Origin of the sequence: Nostoc sp., from assembly GCF_036918015.1 — a bacterium.
GTDB lineage: Bacteria > Cyanobacteriota > Cyanobacteriia > Cyanobacteriales > Nostocaceae > Nostoc.
Genome location: NZ_JBALEO010000012.1, coordinates 12,011 through 26,637 on the forward strand (window position 1 = coordinate 12,011; position 14,627 = coordinate 26,637).

Annotated in this window: 17 protein-coding genes; 16 read left to right on the plus strand and 1 reads right to left on the minus strand. The window is 45.1% G+C overall.

What is annotated here, in order from left to right; all coding sequences use genetic code 11:
* Positions 1–421 precede the first annotated feature (421 nt).
* The 3 genes from V7K61_RS03285 (at position 422) to V7K61_RS03295 (ending at position 6,319) form a co-directional block, all read left to right on the plus strand.
* Positions 422–1,861, plus strand: coding sequence for an efflux RND transporter periplasmic adaptor subunit (locus V7K61_RS03285; protein WP_335050929.1), 1,440 nt, complete (start codon positions 422–424; stop codon positions 1,859–1,861).
* Between the two features lie 68 nt (positions 1,862–1,929).
* Complete coding sequence (locus V7K61_RS03290; RefSeq protein ID WP_335050931.1) at positions 1,930–5,241, plus strand: efflux RND transporter permease subunit; 3,312 nt, start codon at positions 1,930–1,932, stop codon at positions 5,239–5,241.
* Positions 5,242–5,845: 604 nt separating this feature from the next.
* Positions 5,846–6,319: a GNAT family N-acetyltransferase gene (locus V7K61_RS03295; protein ID WP_335050934.1), complete on the plus strand. Its 474-nt coding sequence runs from the start codon at positions 5,846–5,848 to the stop codon at positions 6,317–6,319.
* Positions 6,320–6,361: 42 nt separating this feature from the next.
* Here V7K61_RS03295 and V7K61_RS03300 read toward each other — a convergent pair whose 3' ends face one another.
* Entirely contained in the window at positions 6,362–6,838 is a 477-nt protein-coding gene (locus V7K61_RS03300) for an NAD(P)H-quinone oxidoreductase subunit N (protein WP_292848162.1), read from the minus strand.
* A 962-nt stretch (positions 6,839–7,800) separates the two neighbouring features.
* Here V7K61_RS03300 and rplC point away from each other — a divergent pair.
* From rplC to rplE, 13 genes are all read left to right on the plus strand, one after another.
* Positions 7,801–8,433 (plus strand): 50S ribosomal protein L3, encoded by a 633-nt coding sequence (gene rplC / locus V7K61_RS03305; protein ID WP_094349087.1) that lies wholly within the window; start codon positions 7,801–7,803, stop codon positions 8,431–8,433.
* Between the two features lie 103 nt (positions 8,434–8,536).
* Positions 8,537–9,175 (plus strand): 50S ribosomal protein L4, encoded by a 639-nt coding sequence (gene rplD, locus V7K61_RS03310; protein WP_289800116.1) that lies wholly within the window; start codon positions 8,537–8,539, stop codon positions 9,173–9,175.
* Positions 9,168–9,482 carry a 50S ribosomal protein L23 gene (locus V7K61_RS03315; RefSeq protein WP_335050937.1) on the plus strand — a complete coding sequence of 105 codons (315 nt, stop codon included), beginning with the start codon at positions 9,168–9,170 and terminating at the stop codon, positions 9,480–9,482. Before rplD ends, V7K61_RS03315 begins: the two co-directional genes overlap by 8 nt.
* Positions 9,483–9,581: 99 nt before the next feature.
* Positions 9,582–10,445: a 50S ribosomal protein L2 gene (gene rplB / locus V7K61_RS03320; protein ID WP_094349090.1), complete on the plus strand. Its 864-nt coding sequence runs from the start codon at positions 9,582–9,584 to the stop codon at positions 10,443–10,445.
* A 108-nt stretch (positions 10,446–10,553) separates the two neighbouring features.
* A complete protein-coding gene (gene rpsS / locus V7K61_RS03325; RefSeq protein ID WP_012410721.1) occupies positions 10,554–10,832 on the plus strand; it encodes a 30S ribosomal protein S19 in 279 nt (92 codons plus the stop codon).
* A 149-nt stretch (positions 10,833–10,981) separates the two neighbouring features.
* The gene (gene rplV, locus V7K61_RS03330; protein ID WP_069070777.1) at positions 10,982–11,338 is read left to right on the plus strand and encodes a 50S ribosomal protein L22; all 357 of its coding nucleotides are present in this window, start codon (positions 10,982–10,984) and stop codon (positions 11,336–11,338) included.
* Positions 11,339–11,391: 53 nt separating this feature from the next.
* Positions 11,392–12,174 (plus strand): 30S ribosomal protein S3, encoded by a 783-nt coding sequence (rpsC, locus tag V7K61_RS03335; RefSeq protein ID WP_334835599.1) that lies wholly within the window; start codon positions 11,392–11,394, stop codon positions 12,172–12,174.
* An 80-nt stretch (positions 12,175–12,254) separates the two neighbouring features.
* The gene (gene rplP, locus V7K61_RS03340; protein ID WP_179068333.1) at positions 12,255–12,680 is read left to right on the plus strand and encodes a 50S ribosomal protein L16; all 426 of its coding nucleotides are present in this window, start codon (positions 12,255–12,257) and stop codon (positions 12,678–12,680) included.
* A gap of 3 nt (positions 12,681–12,683) precedes the next feature.
* Entirely contained in the window at positions 12,684–12,911 is a 228-nt protein-coding gene (gene rpmC / locus V7K61_RS03345) for a 50S ribosomal protein L29 (protein WP_289799262.1), read from the plus strand.
* A gap of 6 nt (positions 12,912–12,917) precedes the next feature.
* Positions 12,918–13,166, plus strand: coding sequence for a 30S ribosomal protein S17 (gene rpsQ, locus V7K61_RS03350; protein WP_100901244.1), 249 nt, complete (start codon positions 12,918–12,920; stop codon positions 13,164–13,166).
* Between the two features lie 46 nt (positions 13,167–13,212).
* Positions 13,213–13,581 carry a 50S ribosomal protein L14 gene (gene rplN, locus V7K61_RS03355; protein WP_069070772.1) on the plus strand — a complete coding sequence of 123 codons (369 nt, stop codon included), beginning with the start codon at positions 13,213–13,215 and terminating at the stop codon, positions 13,579–13,581.
* Complete coding sequence (gene rplX / locus V7K61_RS03360; protein ID WP_069070771.1) at positions 13,581–13,934, plus strand: 50S ribosomal protein L24; 354 nt, start codon at positions 13,581–13,583, stop codon at positions 13,932–13,934. Before rplN ends, rplX begins: the two co-directional genes overlap by 1 nt.
* A 126-nt stretch (positions 13,935–14,060) precedes the next feature.
* The gene (gene rplE / locus V7K61_RS03365; protein ID WP_292848148.1) at positions 14,061–14,609 is read left to right on the plus strand and encodes a 50S ribosomal protein L5; all 549 of its coding nucleotides are present in this window, start codon (positions 14,061–14,063) and stop codon (positions 14,607–14,609) included.
* Positions 14,610–14,627: the final 18 nt, after the last annotated feature.

Consider the following 14,627-nt stretch of genomic DNA (forward strand, 5'->3'; position numbering starts at 1 on the left):
TTATGTTTACTATTCTTAATATATTTGATTGAGCGTAAAAATTACTAAGTATTTTGCTATATTAAATTTGGTTATTTCAGCCATAAGTATAGCTACTTAATACTGCCCATTTTAGAAGTAGGGGTGTGAAAGTCCCGTATCTTCAGTAAACGCAAGTCTTCTACTAAGGGCAGATTGCAAGAAATTTAAAAATATTTATACTGGGTTAAGAATTGCATTGGAAGCTAAAAAGCTGCTAACTCAATGTAATGAGTTAAAGTGGTGAGAATTTTTTTTGAATAGAAAGTAATTTTTGATACAGAATTCTGCAAGAAGATAGCCAATTGACTCTCGCCGCTTTTCACTATTTATAATGTCTCAAAATTACTTGGTAATGCACGGCTGTTTAACCCAAAAAGCTCCCCAAATACAAGAAAAATAAATGATTTTGGACAGAAATAAGCCGCACAAGCAGGCGAAAATCTCACCTTTGGCAGCCGCTAACCAGGTAATTAATACCCCAGTTGTTAAGACTGATGTGGCTGTTGCAGATACAAAGAGTAGCGTTGACACAAAGGTGTCTTCCCCTTTTCCATCCATATTATTGATTCCCTGTTTGCTGGGCATAGGACTGCTGACAGCGAATTGTGGAGCGCTACCCAAAGAAGAACAGGCTGATGCCCAATCTCAGAGTCCTGGTAGTGGACAACGTGGTAGTGCAACGGCTGTAGATGCGGCGATCGCTCGAACTGATACGCTGCAAACACAACCAGAATACACAGGTAATACAACACCCTTTCGGATTGTATCAGTGCGATCGCAAGTAGAAGCCCGATTGTTGGCTTTGAACCTTGATGTTGGCGATACAGTAAAACTTGGGCAAAACGTCGGGCGGTTAGATGATGCCATCCTTTCGACCGAATTAAAGCAAGCAGAAGCAGAACTAGCAGCCCTGAAATCAGAAGTAGCTAGGGCAACAAATCAGGTAAGCAATGCCCGTGCAGACGTTGAACGGGTACGGCTAGAAGTGGTACAAGCTGAAGCAGACTCAGAACGCCAACAGAATCTATTCAAAGCTGGAGCGATCGCTGAACAAACTGCCCAGCAAGCACGTACCCAGGCAAAAACAGCTGCCCAAGCATTGCGCGCAGCCCAAGAGCAGGTTCGTACAGAACAGCAGGCCGTTGCAGCTGCCCAAGGTAGAGTACTTGCCCAACAAGCATTAGTTGCCCAAACCAAAGAGCGCAAGTCTTACGCTCGGTTGGTATCCCCCATCACTGGTATAGTCACAGAAAAGGTGACAGAACCAGGCAACCTACTGCAAGCAGGTAGCGAAGTCTTGAAAATTGGCGATTTTAACCGCGTCAAAGTCGTTGTGCAAGTTTCCGAATTAGAACTAGCACAAATTCAGGTTGGGCAGTCTGTACAAGTCCGCTTAGATGCCTTCCCCAAAGAAACATTAATTGGCAGAGTTACGCGCATTTCTCCAGCTGCCGATGCCACAGCCCGTTTGATACCTGTAGAAGTAGTGATTCCTAACACTCAAGCCAAGATTGGCAGCGGATTGCTGGCGCGAGTCAATTTTCAAACCCAGACTCAACAGCGCGTAGTAGTGCCGCAAACAGCGATTCAAAAACCAGCAGGGGCAGCAAAGGGAGCAGAAAAAGAGCAAGAAAACCCATCGGGGACGCTATTTGTCGTGAAAGACACAGAAGGCAAGACGAAAGTAGCGACACGTGCAGTTACTTTTGGAAAAAGGGCTGATGGCAGAGTGGAAATTTTATCCGGTTTGCAAGCAGGAGAGCGCTACGTTGTTCGGAGTGGTAAGCCGTTAAAAGAAGGTGACACTGTGAGTCTTTCAATTCTTTCAGAAAAGCAATAGTAGGGTGAGCAATAACTACCATCCCAAAGAAAAAAGTACTCAGTAGTCAGCACTTATCACTTAGTATCATGCAACAGGCAAACAATAATAATGGCAATGGCGGATTTAGCCTTAGTGCGATCGCTATCCGCCAACACATTGGCACACTCATGCTCACCGTGGCAGTAATTGTCATTGGAGTATTTTTTCTCACAACGATCCAAGTCGATCTTCTACCATCAATTACCTATCCCCGAATTGGGGTTCGGCTAGAAGCCCCTGGTATTTCACCAGAAGTAGCAGTAGATGAAATCACCAGACCCTTAGAAGAAGCTTTAGCAGCTACCGAGAATGTAGTGCAAGTTTTTTCCCGCACCCGTGAGGGACAGGTAAGCCTCGATTTATACTTCCAACCAGGGGGCGATATTGACCAAGCCCTAAACGATGCTACTGCTGCTTTTAACCGAGGTCGAGGACAACTGCCAGATACGATAGAGGAGCCGCGCTTATTTAAAGTCGATCCTTCTCAATTGCCGGTTTATGAATTGGCACTGACCTCTGCTTCCTTGCCAGGTAAAGATTTACGCGTATTTGCTGATGAAGAGTTAAACCGTGAACTCAGTGTAGTGCCGGGAGTCGCTTCTGTTGATGTATCTGGTGGTGCAGAGGAGGAAGTCCGGGTACTTCTTGACTTAAACCGATTGCAAGCTTTGGGTGTCGGGTTAAATGATGTCTTAAATGAATTAACAGCCCGTAACCAAGATACTTCTGGTGGTCGGATTCTGGGGCAAAATTCCGAGCCATTAACTCGGACTGTCGGACGTTTCCAAAATGCCAAGGAAATTGAAAACCTTTCCTTGGAAGTTTCTTCTCCTACTAGTGCTAATACCACTAATAGCAGTAATACTACTACCACTCCCACTACTACACCTGCACCCTCCCGCCGCGTTTATTTGCGAGACTTTGCAGAGGTAATTGACGATACAGAAGAACAACGAGTATTTGTTTACCTCAACCGTCAGCCTGCGGTAAAATTTTCAATTCAAAAGCAGCCTGAAGCCAACACAATCACAGTTGTAGATGCTGTCAAGCGGCGAATTGAACAATTACGGCAATCAGGTTTAATTCCAGCAGATATGACTTTGAGTCCCACCACAGATGAATCTGTCTTTATCCGCAATTCTCTAAATGATGTCATCTTTTCAGGGATTTCTGGGGCATTGCTAGCAGCAGCAGCAGTATTGTTATTTTTGGGATCGTTCAGGCAAACATTTATTATCAGTTTGACGATTCCGCTGTGTACTCTGGCAGCGATCGCTTTAATGAGAATATTTGGTTTAACCTTGAATGTTTTTAGTTTGGCAGGTCTGACATTAGGAGTCGGTCAAGCAATTGATACATCGGTTGTGATCTTGGAGAACATTTCCGAAAAAACAGGGATGACTCCCAATCAGAGAGAGATGGAGGCAGGGGAGCAGGGGAGCAGAGGAGCAGAGGGGAAAGGGAGAAATTCCAAATTCTTTATTGATAGTGCGATCGCAGCTTCCCAAGAAGTAGAATCTGCTTTAGTTGCTGCTACAGGTGCAAACTTAGTTTCTGTAGTACCATTCCTCTTAATTGGCGGCTTTATTGCACTGCTATTTAATGAACTGATTCTGACAATTAGCTTCGCAGTCGCAGCATCTCTTGTCGTCGCCATTACAGTAGTACCGATGCTGTCTTCTCGACTCTTGGGAATTCCTTGGTCTAGTCGGATCAGTGAATTTTGGCTGCTTAAACAATTTAATCACCGATTTGAAGATGCGACGCGGGGATACGGTAACTTCTTAACCAAGGTTTTACGCTATCGGCTTTTCGTCGTTACCGCCGCTTTGCTAATTTTAGGCGGCAGCAGCTTCTTCATGTTTGGTCAAATTCCCCAAGAAATTTTACCCCGCATCAGTACTGGTCAAGCTAACTTGAGAGCGCAGTTTCCGCCCGGTACACCTTTAGCAACTTCTGAAAAAGTTATGCAAATTGTCGATGACATTTTGCTCAAACAACCAGAAACCGAGTCTGCTTTCACAACTGTTGGTGGTAATTTATTTGGTAGTAGTACTACAGAAAATCCTTTACGTGCTAGTAGTACCATCAATCTAAAACCAGGCACAGATGTCGAAGCCTTCGTCAAAAAAGTAACTCAGGAATTTAATAAACTCAACTTAGCAGGAATTCTGCTGCGCCTCAATCCTGGTCAGGTGCGGGGTTTAATCTTGAGTAATTCTCCAGTACAAGGGTCAGAAGTTGACGTGATTCTGCAAGGTGAGAATGAAGAAAACTTGACCCAAGCAGGCGCACAAGTACTGCAAGCATTGCAGGAAAGGGCAAAATTAGCGACATTCCGACCAGATGCCGACCCCCGACAACCGGAAATCCAAATTCGCCCCGACTGGGAACGGGTTTCGGCTTTAGGCTTGAGCGCCGGGCAAATTGGTGCAACAGTTCAAACAGCAATTGAAGGTTCAGTTCCCACACAAATTCAACGGGGTAATCGTTTAGTTGATGTACGGGTACAGCTAAATAAAGCAGCGATTCAGCGTCCTTCCCAGCTAGAGCAATTACCGCTATTTACAGAAAACAATCAACTAATCCGGCTTTCTGATGTGGCGAACATTCAAGAAGGTCAAGCGCCTGGTGAGGTGCAACGGATTAATCAGCGCCAAGCTTTTATTGTGGCAGGAAATCTTAGCGAGGGAGCTAGTCTTGGTGAAGCGATCGCAGAAGTAAACGAGGTACTTCAGGATGTAGACTTACCTGATGGCGTTTCCATTGTGCCTAGTTCTGCCCAAGAAACTAATCAGCAACTTCAAGATGCTTTAAAAACTTTGGGGGCGTTGGCGACTTTCTTAATTTTTGTAGTCATGGCGGTGCAATACAATTCGCTGATTGACCCATTGGTAATTATGTTCACCGTACCACTAGCGTTAGCTGGAGGAATTTTTGGACTTTATATTACCCAAACTGCAATTGGCGCAACTGTAATTGTTGGTGTCGTACTGCTGGTGGGAATTGTGGTGAATGCAGGGATTCTCATGGTGGAACTAGCAAACCAAATTCGGGACGAAGAAGGTTGTAGTCGCCAAATTGCCATCATGAAAGCTGCTCCTCAACGCTTGCGCCCAATTATCATGACCACAGTCACCACTATCTTGGGACTGTTTCCTTTGGCATTGGGTATTGGCGAAGGTTCTGAGTTTTTGCAGCCTTTAGGGATTGTAGTTTTCTTTGGGATGGCGATCGCAACAATGCTGACACTGTTTATCATCCCCTGTTTTTATATTCTGCTGCACGATTTGCTTGGTGGAAATTGGGCAAAGCCAGTGTTAACCCGATTGCGTGGATTTACGAAAAAATTTATTTAAATCCCCGATCGGGATTAACGCAAAACAGTGTACACAGTTTATCGAATTACCCAAAACAAAAACCTCACCCTGTCCTGACGGACATCCCTCTCCTTACTAAGGCTACGGTGTACACACAAGTCAAATTACCCCCCTTAATCCCCCCGATGCATTGGGGGGAAACAAGAAAATCTAGTTCCCTCCCCTTTGCAAGGGGAGGGTTAGGGTGGGGTAAAACCCTGGTTAATCAGCTACTTCAGACTTTTGTATATACCGTAGCCTTTGCAAGGGGAGGGTTAGGGTGGGATAAAACCGTGATTTATCAGCTATTTCAAACTTGTGTATACCGTAGCCTTACTAAGAAGAGGGACAGGTTTTGCGTAGCAGAACCAGGGTGAGGTTTCTTATTCGCTTTAAAGTAAAGCGGCGTTGCATCGTTAACTAGCTGATGTCTGGTCTATAATCTTCTTAAATCTCTCAATCACATCCTTTCGGATCAACTTGAAATCTGAATTTTCTATTTTATTTTCAGCTTGGTCTGTGCCATCAACGAGTAAGTGAATAAAAACTAATACCTCACTGCAAGGCATTCTTTCTTATATGTGCTTTTTCTGCTTGAAAGCTTATGGTGATCCGCCCCGCCACAATAACTGACGTACCCGCAGTTTTACCAATGGTTGCCAAAATTTGTGCTTTGCATGAGTCTTGGGATTCTGCCAAGTATGGTTTTCTAGCGCATCCAGAACAGCGTTACGAACAATGGTTGACGCGTTTAGCAAATAGCGATCGCAGTGTATTTCTAGTATCCGAAAACGAAGGGCAAATTGCAGGATTTCTTATAGCAACAGTTGAGCGAGAAATACCAATTTATCGCTTACAGGAATTTGCTTTTATTCATGATATCTGGGTTGAGCCAGAATATCGCCAAAAGGGGATTGCGCGGCAGATGGTGATGCTGAGTGTTGAACGCTTTCATCAGATGGGCGTTAAGCAAATTCGTCTAGATACAGCAATTGCTAACGAGGCTTCACGGCGGTTATTTGCATCTTGTGGTTTTCGCTTCAGCATTATTGAAATGCTGATTGAATTGAGTCATTAGTCATTAGTTATGAGCAAATGACTAATGACTAATGACTAATGACTAACTAGCTAACAGAGTTTTTTCTAGAGAAGTCCAACGGAAAGCGCGATCGCCACCTCTCTCAATAATGACTTTCACTCGTGGTTCTAGTTGAGGCAAATTCGTTAAATACTCAACTTCCTCATTAGAAAGAATATGCCCTTCAATAATCCACAAGACCAGCCCCTTCGATTTTGGTGGCAGCTGTTCTAAATGAGAATTGAGAATTGGCGGCAGATAGTAAACCTGACCCACTGCTGCACCACTACCAGTGCTTTTCTTACCAAGATGAGGAGGTCTGACTCCATGAATTCTTGTGAGATACGCAGCTACGTCACCCAGTCCTTTAGCGGTAATGTGGAGGGTAGTATAGCCAGCTGCCCGTATTCGGCGCTGATATCGACCTTCATAACCCCCTTCCAGAGGTACATACACACCAAGAGCGCCAAATTTTTCCAGATCGCGGATTAAACCGTTGCCAGTGGTAATTAGTGCCATAGATTTTCGTCTTATCCCACTTAGATATCTCTATTATTTACCCTGAACCGATAGATTAAAAGCATTTTTTTGGGTATTGGGCATTGGGGATGAATTATTCTCCTCTGCTCCCCTGCTCCCCTGCTGCCCTGCTCCCCTGCTCCTCTGCTCCCCCACTCCCTAAAAATAGCTCTATAAATTACTGGACAAACATAAATAAATAATTTATATTATTAGATTGTGACCAAAAACGCAAATTAGGTTGACTTTTGACTGTCATTCTGAGGTAGTGTTAGCATCAAAAACTGATGACTTAATCCAAATTGGATAATCTAGCTCAGAGCGATCGTAGACTGGTAAACTAAGAAAGCTTTCAGGTCAACATTAGAGCTTATGGAAGAATAACTAAAGTTAATCCTAAGCTCCAAGGTACGTTTACTCCTGTGCCTCAAAAAAAGCAGGCAAAAGCTTAAACAATAGTTTAAGGTGTTTAAGGAAGTAAAGACTGAGCAGCAATGTTGGTTTCATGGCATTACGTCAGTCTCAGTTAACGGATACTGGGTGGTGATAACCGCTTAAGTCCAACTGCAACACGGCAGTAGCCAATCTCCGGGAAGCCGCCCTTCGGGCGTGTACAAATCGGAAAACCCGCCGACAGCGCTGCCTCCAGAAAGTGCCAGAGCAATTGCTTGGACGAAAGCATTGCTGCACACAGCTTAAAGCTGTAGCGCCTTGCATTGATTCCAGAAGTTACTCCTTCCCAATGGGAAGAGACTTGTGGCTGTTCTGGTGATCTAATGAGTGAAGCTAAACGGATTCACCAAGCAGTAAGGACACGGTTTGTTGTGTCCGAAAGCATTTGGAGCGGTTTATTGAAACCATTCCAAATTTCGCAGGCTAACCCAGCCTAAACTGATGCGTACAAAGCGTGTCCTCTAAAGTCCAATTCCAAGGTCAGCAAGTAGAAAGGAGAACCAGTTACTGTGTCTGTAGGTATTCTCGGCACCAAGCTGGGCATGACTCAAATATTTGACGAAGCAGGAGTATCTATTCCTGTAACTGTCATTCAAGCAGGGCCATGCACCGTTACACAAGTTAAAACGAAAGAAACCGACGGTTACTTTGCCATTCAAGTTGGTTATGGCGAAGTGAAACCCAAGGCACTAAACAGACCTCTACTGGGTCATTTGGCTAAATCATCTGCCCCAGCATTGCGTCACTTAAATGAATATCACACCGATAGCTCTAGTGATTATGCTTTAGGTCAAGAGATTAAAGCAGATATTTTTAGCGCTGGTCAAATTGTCGATGTCGTCGGCACAAGCATTGGTCGCGGCTTTGCGGGAAACCAGAAGCGCAACAACTTTGGTCGCGGGCCAATGTCACACGGTTCCAAAAACCACAGAGCGCCCGGTTCTATTGGTGCTGGTACAACGCCCGGTCGTGTCTATCCAGGTAAGCGGATGGCAGGTCGTTTGGGTGGAAAACGTATTACAATCCGCAAACTGACCATAGTGCGAGTTGATCCAGAACGCAACTTATTGTTGATTAAGGGAGCTATACCTGGTAAACCAGGCGCTCTAGTAAGTGTTGTGCCTGCAAAAACAGTGGGATAGTCAAAAGTCATTAGTCAAAAGTCATTAGTCAAAAGTCATTGGCTAAGGACAAATGGCAAAAGACCAATGACAAATGACAAAGGACAAAGGACAGATAACAAAGATGGTTGAAAGCGTAGTTAAAAATTGGCAAGGAGAACAGGTTGGTGAGACAACCTTCGAGTTGCGCGTTGCCAAAGAAGGAACAGCGTCTCATATTGTGCACCGCGCCTTAGTACGGCAATTGACCAATGCTCGTCAAGGAAATGCGAGCACAAAAACTCGTGCTGAAGTCAGAGGTGGTGGCCGTAAACCTTGGCGGCAAAAAGGTACTGGTCGCGCTCGTGCAGGGTCTATTCGTTCACCATTGTGGCGTGGTGGTGGTGTGATCTTTGGGCCAAAGCCTAGAGACTTCGACCTGAAATTGAACCGCAAAGAGCGACGTTTAGCACTGCGGACAGCATTTGTCGGTCGTATTGACGACTTGATCGTAGTAGAAGAATTTAGCACCGAGCTATCTCGCCCGAAGACTAAAGAATTAGTGGCAGCACTTGCCCGTTGGGGAATAGTACCAGAAAGCAAGGCACTGTTAATTTTGTCTGAAATTGCGGATACAGATAACGTTTATTTATCAGCCCGCAACATTGAAAATTTAAAACTAATTGCAGCCGACCAGCTAAATGTTTTTGATTTACTGCACGCTGACAAAATTGTAGTTACGGCATCAGCCCTAGAAAAAATTCAGGAGGTCTACAGTGCCTAGCTTTGACCCCCGCGACCTTGCCGACTTAGTACGTCGCCCAATCGTCACCGAAAAAGCGACCATCTTGATGGAGCAAAACAAGTACACCTTTGAAGTAATTCCCAAGGCATCAAAGCCAGAAATTAAGGCTGCGATCGAAGACTTGTTTCAGGTCAAGGTTGTAAAAGTCAACACCATACTACCACCGCGTAAAAAACGGCGCGTTGGTAAATTTATTGGTTATAAGCCCCAATATAAGAGAGCGATCGTCACCGTCGCATCTGGGGATGAAGACAAGATTAGACAAGTTCTATTCCCAGAAGTCTAAAAAAGTTAGGAGTTAAGAGTTAAGAGTTAGGAGTTACTAAGCTCAAAACTCAGCACTCAAAATTTCAAACTCAGCACTCAGCACTCAGCACTTAAAAATATGGGTACTCGTTCTTATCGCCCTTATACCCCCAGCACTCGCCAAGTTACAATCTCTGACTTTGCGGAAATTACCAGAACCGAGCCAGAAAAATCCTTAACAACCTCGAAGCATCGCGCTAAAGGTCGGAACAATCACGGACGGATTACTAGTCGTCGCCGGGGTGGCGGACACAAACAACTTTATCGGATCATCGATTTTAAAAGGGATAAACATAATATTCCGGCCAAAGTCGCAGCGATTGAATACGATCCTAACCGCAATGCCAGAATTGCCCTTTTGTATTACCAAGATGGCGAAAAACGGTACATCCTTCACCCCAACGGATTGAAAGTTGGAACAATAATTGTTTCTGGGCCTGATTCTCCCTTTGAAGATGGTAATGCCTTACCGCTTTGGAAGATTCCCTTGGGTACTAGTGTTCACAACGTAGAATTCACTCCTGGTAAAGGTGGTCAAATTGTACGTGCTGCTGGTGCTAGCGCCCAAGTTGTGGCCAAAGAAGGTAATTATGTAACTCTCAAGTTGCCTTCAGGAGAAGTCCGCTTAATTCGACGCGAGTGCTACGCCACTATTGGGCAAGTAGGCAACACCGATGCGAGAAACCTGAGTGCAGGTAAAGCCGGACGAAATCGCTGGAAAGGTCGCCGTCCTAAGGTTAGAGGCAGCGTCATGAACCCAGTGGATCACCCACATGGAGGTGGTGAAGGTAGAGCGCCTATCGGTAGATCCGGCCCTGTTACACCTTGGGGTAAACCTACATTGGGTGCGAAGACACGCAATCGCAAGAAACTTAGCAGCAAGTTGATTGTGCGTCGTCGTCGTAAGTCTTCTAAACGCGGTCGCGGTGGTCGTGAATCTTAAAGAGTTAGAAGTTATGAGTTATGAGTTATGAGTTGAATCTAAACTTATTAACTCCTCACTCCTAACTCCTCACTCCTAATTCCTAAATCCTAAATCCAAAATTGAACTATGGGTCGTTCTCTAAAAAAAGGTCCTTTCGTTGCGGATCATCTCTTAAAGAAAATTGAAAAGCTCAACGACAACAACAGAAAAGAAGTTATTAAAACTTGGTCACGAGCTTCGACAATTTTGCCCTTAATGGTAGGTCACACTATCGCTGTTCACAACGGACGCCAACACGTTCCAGTTTTTGTAAATGAACAGATGGTAGGACACAAGTTGGGTGAATTTGCCCCGACACGTACCTACAGGGGTCATGGAAAAAGCGACAAAAAAGCGGGTAGGTAGTTATTAGTCATTGGTCATTTGTCATTGGTGAGCCAGTGCGGTGTTGGGGGTTTCCCCCATGAGCAACTGGTGAACCCGAAGGGTCATTAGTTATTAGCTTTTGACAAAGGACAAAGGACGAAGGACGAAAGATAAAATTGGAGAAAATTATGGCTACTAATACTACTGAAGTAAAAGCGATCGCTCGTTTTATCCGCATCTCGGCCTACAAGGTGCGTCGGGTACTCGATCAAATCCGCGGGCGATCTTACCGAGAAGCGTTAATCATCCTGGAATTCATGCCCTATCGCGCCACTGAACCCATCTTGAAGGTTCTCAGAAGCGCTGCTGCCAATGCCGAACACAACGCTGGGTTAGATCGGACTCAACTAGTGATTACTCAGGCTTATGCCGATCAAGGGCCGCCGTTGAAGCGCTTCCAACCAAGAGCGCAAGGTCGAGCTTACCAAATTCGCAAGCCGACGTGTCATATTACTGTGGCTGTTGCAGCCGCCCCAGAAAAATAAGCACGTTTACACGAATAAATTGCGTAAAGTAAGAAATTTTAGAGGAAGCATTCGTGGGACAGAAGATTCATCCAGTTGGTTTTCGCCTGGGTATTACACATGAACACCAATCCCGTTGGTTTGCTGTTCCTGATCGTTATCCAGAACTTCTACAAGAAGACTACAAACTCCGTCAATATATAGAACAAAAGCTGGGTAGACAGGCTCAAAATAACGCCGGAATTTCCGAAGTGCGGATTGAGCGGAAAGCCGACCAAATCGACTTGGAAGTACGCACAGCTAGACCTGGTGTTGTAGTGGGTCGTGGTGGACAAGGTATTGAATCCTTACGTACCGGACTCCAAGGACTGTTGGGTAGTAATCGCCAAATTCGCATTAACGTAGTTGAAGTGCAACGAGTTGATGCTGATGCTTACCTAATTGCTGAATACATTGCTCAACAATTGGAACGTCGGGTTTCCTTTCGGCGGGTAGTGCGGCAATCGATTCAACGCGCTCAACGGGCGGGTGTCCAAGGTATTAAAATCCAAGTTAGCGGTCGCCTCAACGGTGCAGAAATTGCCCGGACAGAGTGGACTCGTGAAGGTAGAGTACCTTTACATACCTTACGGGCTGACATTGACTACTCTTATTGCACGGCAAAAACTGTTTACGGCATTTTGGGTATCAAAGTATGGGTGTTTAAGGGAGAAATTATTCCTGGACAGGAACCAGAACCGCTACCACCAGCAAGCCGCGATCGTGAACGTGACCCCCGCGATCGCGATCGAGAACCCCGTCGCCGTCAACAACAACGTCGTCGCCAGCAATTTGAAGACCGCTCAAATGAAGGATAAATCGTCATTAGTCATTAGTCATTAGTAAATGGCAGATGGCAAATGACAAATGACAAATGACAAACGACAAATGACAAACCATGTTAAGCCCTAGAAGAACTAAATTCCGCAAACAACAGCGGGGACGGATGGAAGGACTAGCCACCCGTGGTAGTACCCTCAACTTCGGTGATTTTGCACTCCAAGCTCAAGAACCTGCTTGGATTACCTCGCGTCAAATCGAGGCTTCCCGTCGGGCAATGACTCGTTATATTCGTCGGGGTGGACAAATCTGGATTCGGATTTTCCCTGATAAACCTGTAACCATGCGTCCTGCTGAAACCCGGATGGGTTCCGGTAAAGGTAATCCAGAGTTTTGGGTAGCTGTAGTCAAGCCGGGGCGGATTTTGTTTGAAATCGGTGGAGTTACTGAAGAAATCGCCCGTGAAGCGATGCGTTTGGCTTCATTTAAACTGCCCATCAAAACTAAGTTTATTGTGCGCTCTCAACCACAGGAGCAGGAGTAACTTATGCCTCTTCCCAAGATTTCAGAAGCTAGAGAATTAAGTGACGAGAAGCTCTCTGATGAAATTGTCGCAATTAAAAGACAACTATTTCAGTTGCGCTTGCAAAAAGCCACCAGACAATTAGAAAAGCCCCACCAGTTTCGACAATTGCGCCACCGCCTAGCCCAACTGCTGACGCTAGAAACAGAACGCAAACGGGCAGCAAGTCAATCGGCTAAAGAAGCAAAGTAGGAGATTATGGCAGTTAAAGAACGAGTTGGCTTGGTAGTGAGCGATAAAATGCAAAAAACTGTGGTAGTTGCCATAGAAAACCGCGCTCCTCACCCCAAGTACGGCAAGATTGTGGTTAACACCCAACGATATAAAGTTCACGACGAAGAAAATAAGTGTAAAGTAGGCGATCGCGTTCGCATTCAGGAAACTAGACCCCTGAGTAAAACCAAGCGCTGGAAAATCACAGAAGTCCTGAACGTCAAGCCTACTTAAACCTCATCGTTGTTAGAAACTAACAACATTACAAGGGAGAATAATTGTGATTCAACCCCAGACTTACCTGAATGTCGCAGATAATAGCGGCGCCCGCAAACTAATGTGTATCCGCATCTTAGGCGGAGGCAACCGTCGTTATGGTTTTATCGGCGATAAAATTATCGCAGTTGTCAAAGATGCTACACCCAACATGGCTGTAAAAAAGTCTGATGTTGTGGAAGCAGTAATTGTTCGGACTCGGAAAGCTGTAAGTCGTGACAGTGGTATGAGCATTCGCTTTGATGATAACGCCGCTGTGATTATCAACAAAGATGGCAATCCCAGAGGCACACGGGTTTTTGGCCCAGTTGCACGGGAACTGCGCGATAAAAACTTTACTAAAATTGTTTCTCTGGCTCCGGAGGTGCTTTAATGGCAACCAAACAGGGTACGCCCAAAGTATTCCACAAAATGCACGTCAAAACTGGCGACACCGTACAAGTAATTGCTGGCAAAGACAAAGGAAAAGTTGGCGAAATTACTCAGGCACTTCCCCAACTGAGTAAAGTTATCGTCAAAGGTGTCAACATCAAGACCAAGCACGTCAAACCCCAGCAAGAAGGGGAATCAGGGCGAATTATTACCCAAGAATTCCCAATTCATAGCTCCAACGTCATGCTTTATTCCACCAAGCAAAACGTTGCTAGTCGTGTTGGTTACACCTTTACCTCAGAAGGTAAAAAGGTCAGAAAACTCAAGAAAACTGGCGAAATTCTAGATAAATAGTCATTAGTCATTGGTCATTAGTCATTAGTTATTAGTAAAAAGACAAATAACAAAAGACAAAGGACAAATAACAAAGGACAATAAAAGTTCCCTGACCAAGCCCAGGGATATCAGGACAAAAAAACTATGGCGACAACAAGACTCAAAACCTTATATCAAGAGACAATCGTCCCCAAACTGACCACTCAGTTTCAATATACCAACGTTCATCAAGTACCGAAGTTGGTAAAGGTTACGATTAACCGGGGTTTGGGTGAAGCAGCTCAAAATGCGAAGTCTCTAGAGGCATCCATTAACGAAATTGCCCTGGTAACAGGTCAAAAACCAGTGGTGACAAGGGCGAAAAAGGCGATCGCTGGCTTTAAGATTCGTCAAGGGATGCCTGTGGGGATCATGGTGACTCTCAGAGCCGAACGGATGTATGCCTTTTTCGACAGACTAGTTAGCCTGTCACTACCCAGAATTCGAGATTTTCGCGGCGTTAGCCCTAAAAGCTTTGACGGACGCGGTAACTACACTCTGGGTGTGAGAGAACAGCTAATTTTTCCAGAAGTCGAATACGACAGCATCGATCAAGTACGTGGGATGGATATTTCCATCATCACCACAGCAAAAAACGACGAAGAGGGACGCGCCTTACTTAAAGAATTAGGAATGCCCTTTCGCGATCAATAAGTTCATCTATAGAGGGAA

What these genes read in the sequence shown, in the direction of transcription:
- V7K61_RS03295 (WP_335050934.1), top strand. Translation starts at nt 5,846, where the DNA reads ATGGTGATCCGCCCCGCCACAATAACTGACGTACCCGCAGTTTTACCA.
- rpmC (WP_289799262.1), top strand. Translation starts at nt 12,684, where the DNA reads ATGCCTCTTCCCAAGATTTCAGAAGCTAGAGAATTAAGTGACGAGAAG.
- rplV (WP_069070777.1), top strand. Translation starts at nt 10,982, where the DNA reads ATGGCTACTAATACTACTGAAGTAAAAGCGATCGCTCGTTTTATCCGC.
- V7K61_RS03285 (WP_335050929.1), top strand. Translation starts at nt 422, where the DNA reads ATGATTTTGGACAGAAATAAGCCGCACAAGCAGGCGAAAATCTCACCT.
- rplX (WP_069070771.1), top strand. Translation starts at nt 13,581, where the DNA reads ATGGCAACCAAACAGGGTACGCCCAAAGTATTCCACAAAATGCACGTC.
- rplD (WP_289800116.1), top strand. Translation starts at nt 8,537, where the DNA reads ATGGTTGAAAGCGTAGTTAAAAATTGGCAAGGAGAACAGGTTGGTGAG.
- rpsS (WP_012410721.1), top strand. Translation starts at nt 10,554, where the DNA reads ATGGGTCGTTCTCTAAAAAAAGGTCCTTTCGTTGCGGATCATCTCTTA.
- rplE (WP_292848148.1), top strand. Translation starts at nt 14,061, where the DNA reads ATGGCGACAACAAGACTCAAAACCTTATATCAAGAGACAATCGTCCCC.
- rplB (WP_094349090.1), top strand. Translation starts at nt 9,582, where the DNA reads ATGGGTACTCGTTCTTATCGCCCTTATACCCCCAGCACTCGCCAAGTT.
- rpsQ (WP_100901244.1), top strand. Translation starts at nt 12,918, where the DNA reads ATGGCAGTTAAAGAACGAGTTGGCTTGGTAGTGAGCGATAAAATGCAA.
- V7K61_RS03300 (WP_292848162.1), bottom strand. Translation starts at nt 6,838, where the DNA reads ATGGCACTAATTACCACTGGCAACGGTTTAATCCGCGATCTGGAAAAA.
- V7K61_RS03290 (WP_335050931.1), top strand. Translation starts at nt 1,930, where the DNA reads ATGCAACAGGCAAACAATAATAATGGCAATGGCGGATTTAGCCTTAGT.
- rplP (WP_179068333.1), top strand. Translation starts at nt 12,255, where the DNA reads ATGTTAAGCCCTAGAAGAACTAAATTCCGCAAACAACAGCGGGGACGG.